Here is an 18483-nt window from a genome sequence, read left to right on the forward strand (position 1 = left end):
CTACATCGCTCTATTTGGCATACGCTATATATAGTGTCTTTGCGTAAGTCCTGTGATAAAAAAACTTTCTTATTTTTATACTTTCTTTTTGCTCTCTTCCCTCCTGACTCCTGACTCCTCCCTCATTTATTTATAGAACCCCTGAGGGTATCTTTGCAGAAGTGAGGATTAGGAGACAGGAGACAGGAGACAGGAGACAGGAGTTAGGAGACAGGAGTTAGGAGTCAGAATTTCCAGAAATAGAATAGGGAAAAAAGTATAAAAATAGCCCCTTGCTTCATCATCTCCCCATCTCCCCATCTCCCCATCTTTCCAGCTAATGTTATAGATCCCAAATGGGTTCTATAACTATTCAACCGGACATGATATAAATATTCACACTTGGGTTTACACAAACGATACCAGCGGACATGATATCACTTTTCTTAGCTGATTTTTTCCTGGGTGTATAGAACCCATTTGAGCTCTATATAATTATGCAACTCAAGTCTTTTCGTGCATCAAGAATGAGGAAAAATTATCTCAAGGAGTGTTGAATTTTTTTTATTATTTCTCCCCACATCTTCCCTCTTACCTCTTACCGAAATATTGTGGTTTAAAGCCTCCCCTTGGATAGGGGATAATAAATAAAAAATTTCCTGTTCGTCAATCCTCTTCTTTTCAAGGAGAGGTAATTCGCGCATTCTTAATTCTCAATTCTCAATTCTTGAACTCCTGTCTCCTGTCTCCTGTCTCCTAACTCCTAGCTAACGCGCATATTTATAAAGATACGCTTAGGGGTTCTATAACGCCGACACAAACCTTTGTATTTGTCGGCGCATTCTTCTACCTAAATTCACACAGAAGAACGGGAATAATCCAAACCCCCCGCCCCAAGGGTGACTGGAATGATCATACTTGCCGATCGCCTATCGACTCAAAGTTAGAATATTAACTTATTCTAACAAGCGCCTTGAATCGGACAAATCGAATAATATCATGTCCGCTGGTATCGTTTGTGTAAAAGTTGGGGAAATATTTACCTTATGTAAGGTTTTTTCTTCCCTTCTTCCCTTCTTCCCTTCTTCCCTCCTTCTTCTTCCTTCTTCCTTCTTCCTTCTTCCTTACCTTCTCTATACAATACCGATGCTACCGGACATGATATAATTTGTTAATTTTAATTTTACGCAAAACTACAAACAACAGCTTGGCGATCGCCTATCATAAATCGGGTTAATTTATTGGTGTTACTGCCTCGCAATGACAAATTGAATAATTTATTATATTATCAAGATTTACAATAAAGGTAAGAAAAACTAAATGAGAGATTGCTTCCCTGTCGGTTGCAATGAACTGTGTAATAAGTTTTACTGCGTAATTCCTAATTATATGGGCTTTAAGCCGGCTATAGTGGGAAGGGCTAAAGCCCAACTACAAACAAAGACTTTATTATAAAAAATTATAATCAAATGTATAAAAAATATGAATAAAAATCCCACTATCGAAGGTATCTACGAAGTCTGCATTGGCATAACTGAACCCTTGCCAATGATTCAATATTGGCAACAATTTGGTTATCGCATTGGCAAAACAGGAGAATTAACCGCTTCTACAGTTAACAACTTATATGGGGTAAATTCCCATTTACGCTCCATTCGACTTTATCACCAAGATATTGATCATGGTTTAATTCGCCTCATGATTTGGGAAAAACCAATTAATGAAGGTTTAGAAATGACATCTATGAAAGTTTTGGGCAACCGTTGGGCAACAAGTTTAACTACCGATGTTTTGAATATTCTTAACCATGCTGAGGATGGCAAGTTAGCAGGTTTACCTATTAAATACACTTTTCCCCAGTGGGAAATAATTTACAAAACAGATAAAGGTCGCCCATTTGTTGATCCAGCAGTGGGAGTTCGGGAAATGATGTTGTTACAACCATTGACGCGCCAGGTTTTTTTTCAAAGGTTCAATTACACAGTGCCACAATATGGAAAAATCGATCTTGCCTCTACTTTAAAAACTAGCCAATTTACCCATGCAGGTATGATTGTACAAGATGATAGTAAGGAAACCTTGCAGTTTTATGAGGATGTGTTAGGTTTATTGAGGGCACGAGATAACTCCGAAACTACTTATGAAAGCTCAGAAGCAGCCAGACAAATTTTTGATTTGCAACCAGGGGAAAAGTTTACACTTACTGCTTTTGATGACCCGCGCTCTTCAACAAATTGGCAGAAAGCGCGATCTGGCAGAATGTATATTATTCGGTTTCCTGAAAAAATTAAATTGAAATCTTGTTTTGAAAAGTCGCAACCTGGTTGTTTAGGAATGTCTTTGTATACTTATCGAGTTAATAATATAAAATATTATTTTGACCGAGTTAAAAATTCAGCAGTGACACAAGTTACAGATATTGTTGATAATGAATTTGGCGAACAGAGTTTTTCTTTTGTTGCTCCTGATGGTTATTTATGGAATTTAATTAGTAAGTAAGCATTCAGCATTCAGCATTCAGCTATTACAAGGAGGAAGAAATATTGAAAAACTTCAAAGAATTAAAAAAGCGGTTAGCACTCAGCATTCAGCAGTCAGCCTGATTATTTTTCTACTGACACACTCAAACCAGAAACCGGGTTTGTCTGAGATAGATGTTAGTATGGTAGGGCATTTAATACAAACCCGGTTTCTATACTTTTTTATACCTATTAGATTTGATATTATTGAACAGCAGATAATTCTAATTGATAACGATACAATGCTACAGGATGATTAACTGCTAAAAAATAATCGGGGTCTTGAGGAGATAAATAAATAGCTGTTATCTGATTAGCCTCAATTATTTCTCCTCTATTTTTATCAATAATATGATGATAATCTGTAGTTGTTTCTACCTCATTTAAGTAAATCATTGTCTCCCCCTGAAATAGCTGTTGAGTTATTTCACAACTAATAAAATTATCTGGGTTTAATTGTTCACTAGAGCGACCGCTAATAAGCGAAACTAACTCTAGATTATCTGCCAAAATAGTTGTCTGGCGATTAGGATTATCTTGGTTAATTTTGACAGATAAAATTGCTTCATCACCCAACAATGCTTTGCCAATATTTAACCCATTAAATTCTCGGTCGGCGATAACTGCCTCTGGAGGTAAATCTAATTTTTCAATTTTGCTATTTTTAATCACAGAAGACCAAGATGTAGGAAAATTTATTAATTTTTGTCCTGATATTTCTTTGGTATTCAAGTTTGATTCAAGCTTAATAAATTTAACTTGAAAATTTACTGGTTGATCCAAATATTGACGATTATTTTCAAAACCTGGCGTGACAATTTCTGGAGCTAATGGAGCAACCATATCTATTAAAGTGCTTTTGACATTCCAATTTCCCGCCATCCAGTCTGGATAAATTAAATCTGTCTTAGCAGCACTAATTGATGGTTTATTTTCCCAGTTAGGAAAATTATCAATTCTGTCAGCAAGAGTTTCTGCTGCTGCATCATTAGTCCAAAGTAAAACAATTGTAATTAAGCTCAAATTAAAGATTACTTGCCAAAAATTTTGATAACTTTTCATATACTTGTAAGTTATATGGTTGATTTTTTTATGAGACAATTTATCTAGTATAGTATTAATAATTGTAAAAAAGATGGCAATTTCAAGAAATATTAAGTAGATTGACAAATATATTCCTCTTAATATACCATTCTATAGTATAAGCAAATAGACAAAATAAATTACCCACTAGAGCCTAGTAAAAATTTTACAATTTAAGGATTCATTGTGTGTAAAAAAAATGTTTATTAGATGCTTAACTAGCTGAAAATTATTTTATCTAGGAGTAATAAAATGGGTTTGATAAATAAAATCAAGGCAGCATTTAAAAAACTACAGGGACAATCTCAAGAAGCTTTAGGTGAAATCACAGGAGACAACAAACAAAAAATTAAAGGAAAGAAAAAGCAAATTGAAGCATCAGCTCAACAATCTGTTGAAAACTTAAAAGATCGAGTAAAAAAAATGATTGATTAATCCAGAAATTCTAGAAATTTTAAAATTCAAAAGTATTTGATTTGAGAGCATCTTGTAGAATGCTCTTTTTTAATATTAGTATCCCTACATACTCAAGATTGATAATCATGCAAATTCAGATTCAAACATTTACTGTCCATAAAAGATTTCCTTTAACTATTAGTCGGGGAACTACTACTGAGAGTACCAATATTTTGGTAAAAATACAACAAGAAGATATTGAAGGTTGGGGAGAAGCTTCACCATTTTCAGTAGGAGAAAAACCACAAACTACTACAATTTTACAACAAGCTTTACAACAACTTACCCCCGCTCTAGAAAAATTTAATCCACTTGAGCGACAACAAATTGAGCAAGTCTTAACAGAATTACAAATACCATCAGCAGCTAGAGCAGCTATTGATATTGCTTTGCATGACTGGATAGGGAAAAAAGTAGGGTTGCCTTTATGGCGACTTTGGGGATTAGAACGCGATCGCATTGTGCCTATTTCTGTTACTATCGGTATCAGCACCCTGGAAGCTGCTAGACAAAGGGTGCGAAAGTGGCTAAATTTTATTGATGCGCGGGTGTTGAAAGTAAAATTAGGTAGTCCCGAAGGTATTGAAGCGGATAAAGCAATGTTGATGGCGGTGAAAGAGGAAGCACCTCCCGATGCTTTGTTATATGTGGATGCAAATGGGGGTTGGAGTTTGGAAGATGCAGTAAAAATGTGTGATTGGTTGGCAAAAGTTGGAGTTGTTTATGTCGAACAACCATTAGCTGCTGTTTCGGCAATGAAAGACTTACCACATCTTTATGAGCGATCGCCATTACCTATTTTTGTGGATGAAAGTTGTTTTACTGCTAAGGATATTCCTATGTTGGCAGACAGAGTACATGGTATCAATATTAAGTTGATGAAGTCAGGGGGGTTAACGGAAGCGATGCGGATGGTTTATGTAGCCAAAGCTTGTGGGTTGCAAGTGATGTTTGGTTGTTATTCTGACAGTTGTTTGGCAAATACAGCAGCAGCGCAACTTGCACCATTTGCAGATTATTTAGATTTGGATAGTCATCTAAATTTGATTGACGATCCGTTTACCGGTGCAGTGATGGAGAAAGGGCGGTTGTTGCCGAATGAATTGCCGGGGTTGGGGGTCGTTCAATAATTAATAATTATATAGAGGAAAATTTATTGTGCTGGAATTTCTATCAATACAATTTTTTCTATCAAAAATGGTAAGGGAATTTGACCGGGGGATACTTTTGTTTTCAGAACTTTGCTTAATATTCTTTTACCCACCATGATATGGGAATAGTCATTGCGAATGAAGCGTCAGCGTAATGAAGCAATCTCGAACGTTGATATTGCTTCGCTCCACTTCGTTCCGTTTGCTATCGCAAAGCTTCGCTAACGCAATGACAAATAATAACTTAAAATTTGGTGTATAACGCCGACAGAAACCTTTGTATTTGTCGGCGCATTCTTCTAGGGATGTACCTAATTCAAAGAAAGCTGGATGCCATTGAGTAATGCCATCCGTGGTTAGTTGTTCATAAGTACCATAGTTAGAAAAGTCATAGAAAAAGCCTTCTCTGATCCCTGCTGCCTTGGGGTTAGCATGAATATAGCGGATGGTGTTTAATGCTCTTTGTTTGTCGGAGTTGGGGAACCCATGACAGGTGTATCTTTGTTCCCAAAAGTGTCCTTTACGGTTCAGCAGGGCGTTGAAAGACATGGCAGAGTACCAATTATCCAGTGCATGATTTTCGGTATATCATCGGGGTTTTCAGCTTCCATTAGGTAATGGACGTGCCATAGGCATGATGCACAAGGCGTAAAGTTTGAATGGGTATTTTTCTTGTGCTTGTTTGATGATATGTAACAGTATTTCTCTGGTTTCTCTGCGGGTGAAATTGAAATCTCTGTTATTACACCGAGTCGTAATGTGATACGAATATCCTGCCTTGAATTCTCTTTTTGGTCTGCCCATGTCTTTTCAGTTACCAATTGATTCTTGCAAAACGCCTTTATGTGGCCTGGCATCTGCTTGTGCCCCCGTGCCAGGTATCGTAATGGGAAAATTTTCTTGGTCTCTTGGCTTTAATTTACTAGGCTTTTTGGGATGTTTTTGCCTTTCTAGTATTTATTCTTCCAGCTAGCATTAAACCGCTAAGTGTGATAAAACCAAAGATAGTCGAGGGTTCTGGGGTGGTAGCTGCTGCTGGAGGAGTTTGTTGTTGTTGGTCGGCCCCAGTCGCCCCAGTCGCCAAACCCTCGGTCTCGCCTGACCCCAAGAAGCCCGCCGTCTCCCCCCCCGCCGTAGCCCCAGCCCCAGCCTGCAGCAGTGCTATCGGCTGCCCCATGTCGGTTCCCTGCGCGATCGCATTGCTGCCCTCCTGGGACTCTGCTGGGCTGACGCTCGTCGGATCGTACACTTCTCCCGTTACTGAAATCTGGAGAAGGACATCATAAATAGGTCCAAAATACTCACCATGCGGACCTAAGAACTCTCCATCGGGCTCATACACAACTTCAAGAAGTACCGATAGCGTTCCATCGAGTAAGAACACTGAGGTAGTCGAGGTGGAGAGGGAGGACGAGTGGAGGGAAATCTCTGATTTAGGGAGCAAGGGAGCGCCAAGGATCGTTCCGATTTCATTCCTCAAGTTTTCCGATGGTGATGAATCATAATGCATATTCCAAAAATCTGAGGTCTTCCATTCGATTTCTCCGGAATTCAATATCCATCTGTTTTCTTCAACCTCTAAGAATTCGGGGTTCAATAACCCAACATCATCAACAACGACGTTTCCGTTCGAATCCAACAATTTCGCATTGTAGAGCTCTAGTTCAGAATCATGTATCATACCATCAAGTCCAGACCCCTCTGAGCCAGCCCATTCTACCACCAATTTGTAGTCGTTCTCGTATTCAATTGTGGTGGTATTTAATGCTGCTGAGTGGGCTGATTGTAGTGGGAAGGAGAAGGTAGCTCCCACCAAAACTATTGCTTGTACTATTGCTTGCTGCAGTCGATTTTTCATAATCATCATCATTTGGTAAATTTAAGAATGCGAATTTTTTCTTCTACATTCCCTTGTAGGGAAATATAATCGACCCCCCTAGTGTCAACAGCATTTCGCCTACTTCATTAAATCTTCATAAAATCAGGCAATTTCCTCATCTTCTTCATCAAATATTCATACTATTACAACATCTTATGCCTAAGATTGTGTTCATTTATTTGATGGATTTAATGAAAGGGGCGGGGGGAAAAAGTAGGGGCGGGTTCCGCGCAGGGTGTTAATGGGTGGAAACACCAAAATAAAATAAACCCGCCCCCAGACGATATGGCTGTACAGGGCGCGGGGCGGGTTTTGATGAATGAATGCGTTTGTATCAAGGTTTTTGTTGAAACCCGCCCCTACAAATTTTTCAATGTTACGTATTATATGCTGGCGCTTCTTAGTAGAAAAAAGCTATCAGTCCCCCTTTGGTTATTAGATCCCTCCTAACCCCCCTCTTTGTATGGGGGGAACTAACAAAAAGTCCCCCTTTGTAAGGGGGATTTAGGGGGATCGTAAATGTACCTCGTACATAAATCTTGTTTCTTCAATTTAATTGAACCTCTTTTCTCACACTTACCAATACTTTATTACCTCTAGTCAAACTATACTCACCCCTCCATTTACCTCTAGCAAGAGACTGAGAATTATTGCGTTTACCTACATATCCCATCCATGTCTTTTTCGCAGATTTAATTTCCTTTTTATTGTCTATAACTCGATCGCCGTTAGGAGCAAATAATTGATAATGTTCCTCATCCCCAGGTAACACGCCATAAATTTGTACCCAAAATATTAATGCAGCACTATTTCCTGGCAAAACCGTATCGTAAAATTTGCCAGACCATAAATCATCCATAGTCGGTGCAGCAGCAGCAAACCCACTTCTAATAAAACCAGTCGGTTTATAACTCAAGGGTTGTTGCCAAATCGAATTACGAGCAGTATTACAACCACTCTTAGCATTTGCTCCCACAAATGGATCGACAATTTCTCCCTGATATCGAAAGCTCAAATGTACATGAGGAAAGGAAGCTAAACCAGACTCTCCCACCATCCCCAGGTCAGTACCTGCTTTAACAACTGTTCCTGGTTTAACGACAACACTACCATTGCGGAGATGACAATATTGAGTTTCCCAACCATTACCATGATCTATAACCATTCCATTACCACATTCAATGTTCTTCACTGCATCCCGATCTGCTTGATTTTTGACTCGGCGATCGGGTATTCCGTCTCGCACTCGTAACACTTTACCAGGAGCAACCGCTTCTACCGCCACACCTTTCGCCATGATTTTTTCATCAGATATAGCAAAGTCTGTTCCCTTGTGACCGTCGTAAGTTTGCCTGCCGCAACCAAAATCTACCGCTTTCGGACTGGGGTCGCGATCGCTATACAATAAAATAAAGCAGTCTTTGTCTAGCTTACATTCAACAGGTATGGCAAATTTGGGATTATTTCGGACTTGAGCAATAGAGTTGTCAATGACAGAATTTTGAAATAGTGGGGTATGAGCATTAGCAGTTAGCAGGTAGTTAGTTGCTAATACTATTACTAATGCGGTAAGAAAACCATAAAAATAATTTTTAACTTTCATATTTTTTCTTTAGTTATCATCGTCTAATATTACAAAGGCAAGTAGATAACCCGATCTGCAAGCTCTTCAGGAAAAGAAGCTTTAGCAATTATTTCCAAGTCTTCTACGCATTTACGAATGGAAACCCGCGATTGATGGGCATAGATAACTCCAGAAAAACTTACACTCTCAGCTTGACGGCGACTCCCTTCAGCAAGAAAATCATCATCTTGAGTAAACAAGACACGTTGGAGTTGAGTAGCACGATTAAATACTGTCGGATATGGCTCTCCAGATAGACCATCTTCTTGCACTGTCAACACCTCTATCCCCCGCTGACGCAACCCTTCTGTAATTTGCCGAGCTACATTTTATCCATATAAAAAGCTATACTCACTGAATGACTCCCTCTGCCTTCAGTCTCTTGACGAACGGCGACTCTCCTGCTTCTCGGCGTAATTTTTCTACATACTCATAACGCTTTTCCATATCTGCATCTATTTCTACTTGATTATCCCAATAATAAGCTAGAGCACAATGAATTTGACTCATACTCAAATGAGGATAATTATCGTGCAACTCTTCTAGTTTCCAACTGTAAGCTTTAACTGAGGTGATTAACTCGACTACTTTCATCGTGCTTCCCGTAATCATAGGGACATTTTTTTCGTCGAGATGCACATATTTATATTCGGTATTGGTTGTTGTCATAGTTTTAATTGATAAGTAGATAGCGATCGCTCTGTTGACTATCTTTAATGATAAGATAATTCAGTTTTCAAATTTTTGTCAAAAGCGATCGCTCTTAATTTCATTCTTTTGAAAGGTAGGAATTATTTACCCAAACTACTATGTGCTACCCATAGCTCAAGATCTAATCAGACTCAGAATCTGGATCGGAATTTGAATCGTTTATAGGCTTGGGATTAGTTTTGATAAAGTCTTCAATTGCTTCAATTACTTTTTGCTCTCCATCAGGCCATGTATCTTTATACTTATCAACATAGCCTTTATCAAGATACCATTGAGCCGCTTTTATTAGCTCGTCAAAATTATCAGGATTGTCTATTTCTTGGAATTCTTCAAATTTTTTCTTTTCCTCACTCTTCTTAATATGCTTATTATTCTTTTTCCACTCTTCGTAATAATCTTGTAGATCAAAACTCAAACGTAGGTAATTACGATAATCGCCTCCTTGCATTGTCATCATTCGCCTGCAAATCGTTTCTGAACTTATCGCAGAAGGGTCCATAAATATATTGGGTATATTTTTAGCCCAACTTGCCGCTCCCCACCTTTTGATCTCTTCATAACTGTAAGACTTAGTTGTCTGACCAGTTCCAATAGAAAGTACAGCAATATTGCTCCAATTTAATTCTCTGTCAAGTTCAAAGGCACGAGCGATAGCAATTAACGATGGGTTATTAGCTGATACCCCACCATCAATGTGCGGACGACTTTTCATTTTATCGAGAAGGTTATAAGGGGGAAAAAATGTTGGAGCTGATGCTGAAGCAGTACATATTTCCCATAGCTCTATGTCATCATACCAATGTTTCTCATCATCAGGAGGGTTGCAAAACCAAGTTGTGTTGCGGCTATCAACATCATAAGCAGGAATCAGAATTCGAAGTTCTTTAATATCCTTCAAGTTCGCAGGTGTTGATTGTCCCTCTAATACTAATTTTTCCTGTAATACTTTAGCTAAACCCTGGTCTCCCTTTTTATGGGGGTATAACACATCACCGAAAAATTTACTAGAAATTGTCCTTAACCCAAGGATATTATCTCCCACAAGTGTGCTGATAGGTCTCCATTTTTTCCTTTGCTTACTCACACTGTCGAGAAAAATATCTTTTCCCTTTTCTTTATAGAGTTTAATCATGTCATCAGCACTTTTCTGACAAGCAATACCCGCAGCCAGAATTGAGCCAGTAGATGTCCCAGCAACAAAGTCAAAATATGTATGTAATTTGTGGCCTTCTTTTGCTAGATTGTCTTCTACTTCCTTGAGAAGTCTTGCGGATAAAACTCCACGGATACCACCGCCATCTAGGCTGAGAATTCTGCACTTTGTTTTACTATTTTCATTCTCTGCAGTCATACTACTCCTGGAAAACTTAAACTTTAAGCTAATTGCAACTAATAACTAAGAATAACACAGTTTTAGGTACAAATATCTGACATACATTATGCTTCTAATTGTAACCAAGAAGCGATCGCCTTACCTAAATCTTCATTCAAAAGTCAAATTATTATTATAGCCGTTTTCAGGTAGATCCCCTCAATTTAAAACCATAAAGCTTATAGGGATGTTCCATTTTTTAATCTTCAGTTCTCATCTTGTTGACTTTCACAAATTATTGCTTTACTCATAAAAATCTAGTTATTAAAGACTTTTCTCCAATTGATAAATAACATAAGGAGCTATCCTAATCTCATCTTTCCAATGAAGTTGATCTGAGCTGTTTCCAAGAGGTCTAAATTCCTGTTTTACCGTCAAACCAGCTTGGATAAACACCATTTTGTAGTCTTTATCGCTCCAAAAATAATCGGTTACATCAATGTTTTCCGGGAGCAGACGAGCCTTAACTTGTTGCCCCGAATGGAGGGGTGGCTCATTCTCTGGAAAGTCTACTAAGCAAGATAGCCAATTTCCTTCGTAAAACTCCTTTGTGTTAGTAACTACTATACCAAAACCAGATGGGCAGATAATTCGAGCCATCTCGCGTACAATTAAATCAAGATCACTCCGGTTGCCAATTTCAAGTAACATCCAGCTTGAGAAAAAAGCCTGAAAATGTCCATCCACAAAAGGCAAAGGCTGGCTGGGTTTGAGAAGATGGTAGTCACCTTTTGGATCTGCTTTCCTGGCTTGTGCAATCATCTCTGGACTGATATCTGCACCCACAACATGATTCCCCAGGGCTTTCAAAAAACGGCTTGAACGACCTGAACCACAGCCAAGATCGAGAACAAAGGAGTCTCTCAGCAAACGGTGTTCTGCAACAGTCCGAAATGCGAGGTAGTCTGTATTATTTAGTTCTCTAAGAGCGTATCGTTCGGCTTGTTGGGAATAGTCAGGACTAGGCATAGTTATATCATGTTGAACAATTATAAATAATTGGGTAAGTAGGGACAATTTCTGTTTATTATGTTCCGAAAACATAAATTGCCCCTACAGGAGCAAAGAAAGGAGAAAAGTAGAGGTGTAGGAAGTAGTTAATTACTTAAATTTTTTTCACCACTCAATTGTTGGAAAACTATACCATAGATCTATTGACCCTATTGCTGATTTTTTTTAGATAATGTTATTATTTTTGACTATGAAATGGGCAACCACCAGCAGTTAAATCTTTGAGAAATTTGCTATTATTAAAATAATGTTCTACAGATAAAATCTTTAAATCTTCAGTTAGTCTAGCAATACTCATCCCAACCATTTCAATGGTTTCACCAGTCGGTTGATACTCTTTAAAATTACCTTTAAAAGTTCCCCAATGTCGCCATTTAAAAGTAACATTTGGCGGTCCTGAAAGCACTTCTATTACTTCCCAAAGAAACCCATCAGGAAAAGCTGTATGAAAAGTTTCAAAGGATGATTTAAAAGTTTCTTCTTCTGGATTATAATGTTTACTTTTACCGATAAAAAGATTGTATGTTCCTTGTTCGGCTGTTTCTTGGGCAGTATATTCTTTACCTCCATTACTACTCATGCGAAATTGATCGGCAACAACGGATAACCACTGCTGAGGATTGGCTTTATTAGATGCTTCCATCTCAAAAGTTCGGACTAGGTTATGAGCGATCGCTTCTAACGATCCTTCTGGATGATGATATTTTCTTTCTTGCTCGAAAACCCGATCGTTATGAGAATAGTCTGGTCGTGTTCCGTCTCGCCATTCGACTCCTTCATCATTAGCAATGACTTGTTCTCTATCTTGTACCCAAAGTGGTAGTGTTGTAGAAGTAGAGTCTGTATTGCTCATAATTTTTTCTTAATTATATTATTTTATTAGTTGAGTTACACTTTAGTATTTTACTGAGTTATTTATAGATGCAATAGATACTATATAATGATTTAATTCTTTTTGATTAAAAATAAAGACGAAAAAAATAATTAGTCAACTTTCTTTCTTTTTCCTTCTTCCTTGCTAAATAAAATCTTCTTTATTCAAAGCATATTTAACACCTGCTTGCTGAGACTCTGAATAAACAAAATTTCGTTCAAATTTTAACCCCACTTTTTCCATAACTCGAATAGACGCTTTATTTGCTAACAAAGCACTAGCAACTACTTGTTGTGTTTCCAACTCTAAAAAACCTTTCCGAATTAAAGCTTTTGAACCTTCAGTTGCATATCCCTTTCCCCAAACTTTTCTTTGTAACCGATAACCAAGTTCAATATCATCGACTTGGTACAAAGCTGCTCCCATATAACTATCTAAACCTGGTCGAAAATGAAACCAACCAATAAATTTATTACTTAACTTTTCAATAGCTGCCCAAAAACCATAACCTGGATATTTTTGGTAATATCTAAGAACTTTAGGCAAAAATTCATTTTTAATCTCATTGTAGGCAGTAGGTGTTCCAGAGCGATCGCCTAATTTTGTAAATCTAGTTACTTCTGGATCACTATCTAACTGAAATAATAATTCTGCATCAGCTTCGGTAAATTGTCGCAAAATTAATCTTTCTGTCTCTAGAAAAATCTTCATTGAATTTTTAATAAAAAAATAGTTTCTTTTGAGTAGGGAAATCTTTAGTGATTATTTCATTCTATTAGACTGACACAGCTAATAGACATCTCCGATAATAAAAAATAAGGGGTTGTACATTAAAGAATGATAATATATTTTAAACTGTACATATTATTGAAGAAAAAGTTATCCAAAAATATCTACTTTTGGATTTAATCATTCCTGATTGTGCAACGCCAAAAATAAAATCAATTATTGCACAGAAATAATCTATTCTTTTGCCCTACTCCCTACTCTCTCTTTTCCAGATAGGTCTAATGAATTTTTATTAGGGCAGGTTTATCTAATCTTAGGTTGACCATTGAACTTTCAAATATAACCTGCCCCTACTATTGTAATATTTACCGAATAATTAAGGTATAAAGCCTCCCCTTTAAAGGAGAAACAAGCGGTCGTTTGCGGAGCATTCCGAAGGATGGGATGGCGAGGTTTCCCGCTCTTGCAGAGCCGCTAACGTTAACGCCATATCCAATCGACCAAGAGAGAAAAAATCTTCCCTACCGTGTCAATCCTCTTGCTTTTAGGGAGAGGTAATTATCAATTATTCATTATCAATTATCAATTATCAATTATCAATTATTTAAGGTTCTAATTATATGATTGGCGGCGGGTTTATCTAAGTTTCAGGTTAAGACTCATTAATTTAACGCGGAACCCGCCCCTACTATTGCAACATTTTAGAGGTGTCACACCACTAAAACAAAATAACTCTATCTATACCAAATAAATCATCAATTGTTTCAATATTTTGAGTTAAGTTTAAATTAGCTCCACCTTCAATTCTAGCAATAGTATCTATATTCTCTGGTGATTGGTATTCAATAACTAAATCATTACCTAATGGGAAAACTTGAATATTATCTATTGAACTCTTAAATATCTCAATAGAATCACCCTCAAATTGGTTAAAGTCTACTATTGTTGCTTCACCTTCACCGAAATAGAAAGGTACTGCTCTTGGTATTAGAACAGGAACTATAACTGTAGTAGTTCCCAGAATAAATTCATTGACTCCCGGAGTACCAATGAGGCGATCAAACTCACCTATCCCATCACTGCGGAAATCTCTTTCAAAAAAGAAATCTACTGCAACTCCTGTTATTTCTACAAAATTATTTTCTGTTCCTACAGGACTAACAATATCGCTGCCACTTGTTCCACTAAAAAAAGCAGCACGACTTTCATTAATACCAAAGTTGAGATAATGTTCTAAACCAGAACTAATGAATCCGTTATTGACAGCTTCAGCAATACCAGGATTATTTGCTAAATATTCTCCTTCTACAAAAGACACTTCTAGAGGTAAAGGTTCACCATTTGGAGGTTCTTGGGAACCAAAGCGGAAGTTACTGCTATCCAAAAGTAGCTCGTTAGTAACAGGATCGACAACATTCTCTACTACAGCTAATGTTGTTCCTGTAGTGCTACGGGCAATAATGGAAGCATCTGTTTGTCCTGGTACAAAACCAATGGTGTAATTTGTAATAAATGAATTATTCTCTTTGCCCAACTGGATAATGTCAACATTGGGGTCAAAGTTGCTAATCCGAACGTTACTATCTATACCATTGTAGAAATCTTGACCAGATTCGCCTAAGATAAAAATATCAGTAGCATTTCCTCCAACTAAGGTGTCAAAACCACCACCCCCATCACCTGTAGTACCTGTTTGATAAAAGCGATCGCCTTGAGGATCTAAAGTGACAGGTACTCCGATCAAGTCTATTTCCCCTCCTGGTACACCCACAGGTAATTCTGGGAGAAAGTCATTGCTAGTGCTGCCAGTAAAAGCAGCAGCTCGCTGTTCAAACTGCCCAAATTGGAGATAATGATCTAAACCAGATGGGATAAAACCATTATTAACTGCTGCTGCAACATTAGGGTTTTCCAGTAAATATTCACTTTCAAAGAATGGCATGATTTTTTTTAGTTAAACTAAATTTATCATCCTTCTTGACTTTCCCAATAGAAAAAATGTTTCCTGACTTTAAATAAAACCGTTTTCTGCCAAAAATTCTGGTGTAATATCTTTTAAATTATTAACAGTGGAATTTGCTGCTAAAGCTGGTGGTAAAACTGAATAATTATTAGATCCATGACGCAGAAATTTAGCTACATATTTACCGAGAATATCTGCTTCAATATTTACTAAACTACCTGTTTTTAAATGACTCAGATTTGTTTCATCAAAACTGTGGGGAATAACTGCTACTTGAAACCAGTTGCCATCCACATCACAATTAGCCACAGTTAAACTGATACCATTAACTGCTATACTCCCTTTAGGTACGATATAGGGCGCAATCTGACGTTCCCACTTTTCATCTGTTGTGTCTGGCGCTATAAATGTCATTTCCCAGGCATTAATAGTTTCAACAGAGCTTTGCAAGCGTCCAACTCCATCAATGTGACCCGTGACAAAATGGCCTCCTAGCTTGCTACCTGCTCTTAATGAAGTTTCAAGATTCACATATCTATCCGATAGTTGGCCTAGGGTACTACGTTGTAAGGTCTCGGGTGATACGATCGCCACAAATCCTTGAGCTAAAATATCTATTACTGTAAGACAAACACCGTCTACAGCTACACTATCACCAATGGCCAAATCTTCTAAGATGATTTGGCTATTAGTAGATGATTCTAGAGAGACTAAAATTTTGCTTTCTGCTAAAAGCTTAATTTTTCCTAAAGCTTGAACTAATCCTGTAAACACTTTTTTTCCTCTGAATTAATTAATTAAAGTTTAGTTAAATTTTATGAACAGTTACAGCACTACTAGCCTTGAAATTAGGTTGCCTATATCATCTGGTGAGCTATTTAAGGTAGATACCATATTCCGAAAAAATCGAACATAATCAATAAATGTCAAAATAATTAATATAGGTAAATATTAAGCCAGATTAAAATCCAGTTGTTACTTACCTATAATCATTTATATCCTATACAGTTTGACAAAAATAATTATAAAATGAGGCAGAGTCAATGATTGAAATGAAAGTCGCTGGAATAGCATTGGATGCAGCAACACGCAATCCAATTGTATTGTTAAGAGATAGTACAGAGCGACGTGCCTTGCCTATCTATATAGGTCAAGATCAGGCCAAGGCAATTATTAGCGCTCTGGAAAATCATCAGCCACCACGTCCATTAACTCACGATCTTACGGTCAGTATTCTAGAATCACTGAATGGGGTTCTGGAAAAAGTCGTGATTCACTCATTGCAAGATAATACATTCTATGCAGTGCTAATAGTGAAGCAAGGGGAAGCTAAAAAAGAAATTGATGCCCGCCCCAGTGATGCTATATCTATTGCCCTCCGTACAAATAGCCCGATTTGGGTGATGGAAGAGGTAGTAGCAGATGCCTCTATCCCTGTAGACAGAGATGCAGATGAAGCAGAAAGACAAGCATTTAGGGATTTTGTGTCAAAACTTCGCCCTGAAGATTTAATCAAACGTGGTGGATCTAGTACTGGTGAACTATCTTGATACCGCTTCGCGGAAGTCAAAAGTAAAAAATTAAAAGTTAAAAAAAGATTGATTTCTCTGAAAACTTGAACAGATTATTTGAGATGCTTGGCCAAAGTTAGTATGAGCAATCGGCTATTAGTTCTTCTCTGCTCCCTTTTTGCCAGATTCTAGGTGGTTTTATGTACTGAACTTACAGGCAAACCACTATCATATTTATTAATTATAGATTTTCTGAGCGATCGCTCACCTAAGTATAACTAAAAACTAAAAACTAAAATATACAGGTGCATTACCGCAGGTTTGGCAAAACGAACTTAAACCTCTCGGTGTTTTCTTTGGGCACTATGCGATATTTGGTATCTGAGGAAAATGCTGTGGAAACAATACAGCAAGCTGTGGATATGGGTATTAATCATATAGAGACAGCTAGAGGTTATGGTAAAAGTGAAAAGTACCTGGGTGCAGCCTTGGTATCTGGGTTGCAGCGTGCCCAACTTTATATCACAACAAAAATTACACCAACAAAAGATGTCAGTCTGATAGAAAGTTTTATAGATGAATCATTGGAAAATCTAAATGTTGACTATTTAGACTGTCTAGCTATTCATGGGATTAATACTTGGGAACATTTAGAAATGATCCATCATGGCATTAGAGCGTTTCAGAAGGTGATAGATGATGGGCGAGTCAAAAATATTGGTTTCTCAACTCATGGCCCTTTAGAGGTAATCTTAGCAACTATTAACACAGACTTTTTTCAATTTATTAATCTGCATTACTACTACTTTTTCCAACGTCATGCCCCCGCAGTGGAGCTAGCCCACCAAAAAGATATGGGCATTTTTATTATTTCTCCAGCAGATAAAGGTGGGCAGTTATACACAGCACCTCCTACTCTTCAGGAGTTGTGTCAGCCTTTTTCTCCACTAGAATTAAATTATCGATTTTTATTAAGTGATTCTAGAATTACAACTCTAAGTGTAGGTGCTGCTAGGCCACAAGAATTAGAATGGCCTTTGACCATGAGCGATCGCACAGAACCTCTAACTTCTCAAGAAACAGAAATATTTCACCGTTTGGAAACTGAGGCTTTAAAGCGCTTGGGGAAGGATAAATGTAGCCAATGTTATGCTTGTTTACCATGTCCAGAAGATATTCATATTCCAGAAGTTCTCAGATTAAGAAATTTAGGCATAGCTTATGATATGACAAATTTCAGTAAATATCGATACGGAATGTTTGAAAATGCTGGTCATTGGTTTCCCGGTAACAAAGGCAACCGATGTACTGAATGTGGGGAGTGTTTACCCAGATGTCCGGAAAAATTGGATATACCAAGTTTATTGAAAGATACCCATCAGAGATTTAAGGGTACATCTGGTCGTCGGTTGTGGGACTAAATTTTTGAGATATTCTGTTAGATTGTAAAGATATACAGAGCATATCAGGTGTATCGCTATAATAATTTACAAAAATCAACAATATAGTTCATTAATTGATAATTGATAATGGATAATTGATAATTACCTCTGGTTAAAACTGTGAGGGAATTGAAGATTGGGAAATATCATTTCTCTTCTCTTGGTCGATTGGATATGCC

Annotated in this window: 17 protein-coding genes; 5 read left to right on the top strand and 12 right to left on the bottom strand. The window is 37.5% G+C overall.

Going from position 1 to position 18483, the window contains the following annotated elements:
• Positions 1-1461: 1461 nt before the first annotated feature.
• On the top strand, positions 1462-2478 hold the full coding sequence (locus tag ACP6PL_RS04840; RefSeq protein ID WP_426543118.1) for a VOC family protein: 1017 nt from the start codon (positions 1462-1464) through the stop codon (positions 2476-2478).
• Positions 2479-2702: 224 nt separating this feature from the next.
• On the opposite strand, the gene ACP6PL_RS04845 is transcribed toward ACP6PL_RS04840, so the two are convergent.
• A complete protein-coding gene (locus ACP6PL_RS04845) occupies positions 2703-3560 on the bottom strand; it encodes a DUF6816 family protein (protein WP_426543120.1) in 858 nt (285 codons plus the stop codon).
• A 273-nt stretch (positions 3561-3833) separates the two neighbouring features.
• Between ACP6PL_RS04845 and ACP6PL_RS04850 the strand changes: the two genes are divergently transcribed.
• Both ACP6PL_RS04850 and ACP6PL_RS04855 read left to right on the top strand, forming a co-directional pair.
• The gene (locus tag ACP6PL_RS04850; RefSeq protein WP_426543122.1) at positions 3834-4016 is read left to right on the top strand and encodes a CsbD family protein; all 183 of its coding nucleotides are present in this window, start codon (positions 3834-3836) and stop codon (positions 4014-4016) included.
• Positions 4017-4123: 107 nt separating this feature from the next.
• Complete coding sequence (locus ACP6PL_RS04855; RefSeq protein WP_426543124.1) at positions 4124-5167, top strand: dipeptide epimerase; 1044 nt, start codon at positions 4124-4126, stop codon at positions 5165-5167.
• A gap of 150 nt (positions 5168-5317) precedes the next feature.
• Here ACP6PL_RS04855 and ACP6PL_RS04860 read toward each other — a convergent pair whose 3' ends face one another.
• From ACP6PL_RS04860 to ribE, 11 genes are all read right to left on the bottom strand, one after another.
• The gene (locus ACP6PL_RS04860; RefSeq protein ID WP_426543126.1) at positions 5318-5737 is read right to left on the bottom strand and encodes a hypothetical protein; all 420 of its coding nucleotides are present in this window, start codon (positions 5735-5737) and stop codon (positions 5318-5320) included.
• A 373-nt stretch (positions 5738-6110) separates the two neighbouring features.
• Positions 6111-7058, bottom strand: coding sequence for a PEP-CTERM sorting domain-containing protein (locus ACP6PL_RS04865; protein ID WP_426543128.1), 948 nt, complete (start codon positions 7056-7058; stop codon positions 6111-6113).
• A gap of 556 nt (positions 7059-7614) precedes the next feature.
• A complete protein-coding gene (locus tag ACP6PL_RS04870) occupies positions 7615-8670 on the bottom strand; it encodes a M23 family metallopeptidase (protein WP_426543130.1) in 1056 nt (351 codons plus the stop codon).
• Positions 8671-8699: 29 nt separating this feature from the next.
• Positions 8700-8972 carry a DUF5615 family PIN-like protein gene (locus tag ACP6PL_RS04875; protein ID WP_426543132.1) on the bottom strand — a complete coding sequence of 91 codons (273 nt, stop codon included), beginning with the start codon at positions 8970-8972 and terminating at the stop codon, positions 8700-8702.
• 70 nt (positions 8973-9042) lie between these two features.
• Positions 9043-9360, bottom strand: a complete 318-nt coding sequence (locus ACP6PL_RS04880; protein ID WP_426543134.1) for a DUF433 domain-containing protein — start codon at positions 9358-9360, stop codon at positions 9043-9045.
• 163 nt (positions 9361-9523) lie between these two features.
• A complete protein-coding gene (locus ACP6PL_RS04885; RefSeq protein WP_426543136.1) occupies positions 9524-10753 on the bottom strand; it encodes a patatin-like phospholipase family protein in 1230 nt (409 codons plus the stop codon).
• 285 nt (positions 10754-11038) lie between these two features.
• A complete protein-coding gene (locus tag ACP6PL_RS04890) occupies positions 11039-11818 on the bottom strand; it encodes a class I SAM-dependent methyltransferase (protein WP_426543138.1) in 780 nt (259 codons plus the stop codon).
• A gap of 145 nt (positions 11819-11963) precedes the next feature.
• Positions 11964-12638 (bottom strand): ester cyclase, encoded by a 675-nt coding sequence (locus tag ACP6PL_RS04895; protein WP_426543140.1) that lies wholly within the window; start codon positions 12636-12638, stop codon positions 11964-11966.
• A gap of 165 nt (positions 12639-12803) precedes the next feature.
• A complete protein-coding gene (locus ACP6PL_RS04900; RefSeq protein WP_426543142.1) occupies positions 12804-13370 on the bottom strand; it encodes a GNAT family N-acetyltransferase in 567 nt (188 codons plus the stop codon).
• 736 nt (positions 13371-14106) lie between these two features.
• Positions 14107-15330: a hypothetical protein gene (locus ACP6PL_RS04905; protein WP_426543144.1), complete on the bottom strand. Its 1224-nt coding sequence runs from the start codon at positions 15328-15330 to the stop codon at positions 14107-14109.
• Positions 15331-15399: 69 nt separating this feature from the next.
• A complete protein-coding gene (gene ribE / locus ACP6PL_RS04910; RefSeq protein ID WP_426543146.1) occupies positions 15400-16125 on the bottom strand; it encodes a riboflavin synthase in 726 nt (241 codons plus the stop codon).
• Positions 16126-16394: 269 nt separating this feature from the next.
• Here ribE and ACP6PL_RS04915 point away from each other — a divergent pair, with 269 nt between their 5' ends.
• Both ACP6PL_RS04915 and ACP6PL_RS04920 read left to right on the top strand, forming a co-directional pair.
• Positions 16395-16901 carry a bifunctional nuclease family protein gene (locus ACP6PL_RS04915; protein ID WP_426543148.1) on the top strand — a complete coding sequence of 169 codons (507 nt, stop codon included), beginning with the start codon at positions 16395-16397 and terminating at the stop codon, positions 16899-16901.
• Between the two features lie 266 nt (positions 16902-17167).
• Entirely contained in the window at positions 17168-18283 is a 1116-nt protein-coding gene (locus tag ACP6PL_RS04920; protein ID WP_426543150.1) for an aldo/keto reductase, read from the top strand.
• Positions 18284-18483: the final 200 nt, after the last annotated feature.

The sequence above is a fragment of the Dapis purpurea BLCC-M126 genome, from assembly GCF_050015975.1.
GTDB lineage: Bacteria > Cyanobacteriota > Cyanobacteriia > Cyanobacteriales > Microcoleaceae > Trichodesmium.

Excerpts from the sequence above, each read along its gene's own strand:
- ACP6PL_RS04865 (WP_426543128.1), bottom strand. The coding sequence starts at position 7,058 with ATGATGATGATTATGAAAAATCGACTGCAGCAAGCAATAGTACAAGCA.
- ACP6PL_RS04900 (WP_426543142.1), bottom strand. The coding sequence starts at position 13,370 with ATGAAGATTTTTCTAGAGACAGAAAGATTAATTTTGCGACAATTTACC.
- ACP6PL_RS04850 (WP_426543122.1), top strand. The coding sequence starts at position 3,834 with ATGGGTTTGATAAATAAAATCAAGGCAGCATTTAAAAAACTACAGGGA.
- ACP6PL_RS04855 (WP_426543124.1), top strand. The coding sequence starts at position 4,124 with ATGCAAATTCAGATTCAAACATTTACTGTCCATAAAAGATTTCCTTTA.
- ACP6PL_RS04890 (WP_426543138.1), bottom strand. The coding sequence starts at position 11,818 with ATGTTTTCGGAACATAATAAACAGAAATTGTCCCTACTTACCCAATTA.
- ACP6PL_RS04905 (WP_426543144.1), bottom strand. The coding sequence starts at position 15,330 with ATGCCATTCTTTGAAAGTGAATATTTACTGGAAAACCCTAATGTTGCA.
- ACP6PL_RS04840 (WP_426543118.1), top strand. The coding sequence starts at position 1,462 with ATGAATAAAAATCCCACTATCGAAGGTATCTACGAAGTCTGCATTGGC.
- ACP6PL_RS04860 (WP_426543126.1), bottom strand. The coding sequence starts at position 5,737 with ATGTCTTTCAACGCCCTGCTGAACCGTAAAGGACACTTTTGGGAACAA.
- ACP6PL_RS04870 (WP_426543130.1), bottom strand. The coding sequence starts at position 8,670 with ATGAAAGTTAAAAATTATTTTTATGGTTTTCTTACCGCATTAGTAATA.
- ACP6PL_RS04880 (WP_426543134.1), bottom strand. The coding sequence starts at position 9,360 with ATGACAACAACCAATACCGAATATAAATATGTGCATCTCGACGAAAAA.
- ACP6PL_RS04845 (WP_426543120.1), bottom strand. The coding sequence starts at position 3,560 with ATGAAAAGTTATCAAAATTTTTGGCAAGTAATCTTTAATTTGAGCTTA.
- ACP6PL_RS04915 (WP_426543148.1), top strand. The coding sequence starts at position 16,395 with ATGATTGAAATGAAAGTCGCTGGAATAGCATTGGATGCAGCAACACGC.
- ACP6PL_RS04885 (WP_426543136.1), bottom strand. The coding sequence starts at position 10,753 with ATGACTGCAGAGAATGAAAATAGTAAAACAAAGTGCAGAATTCTCAGC.
- ACP6PL_RS04895 (WP_426543140.1), bottom strand. The coding sequence starts at position 12,638 with ATGAGCAATACAGACTCTACTTCTACAACACTACCACTTTGGGTACAA.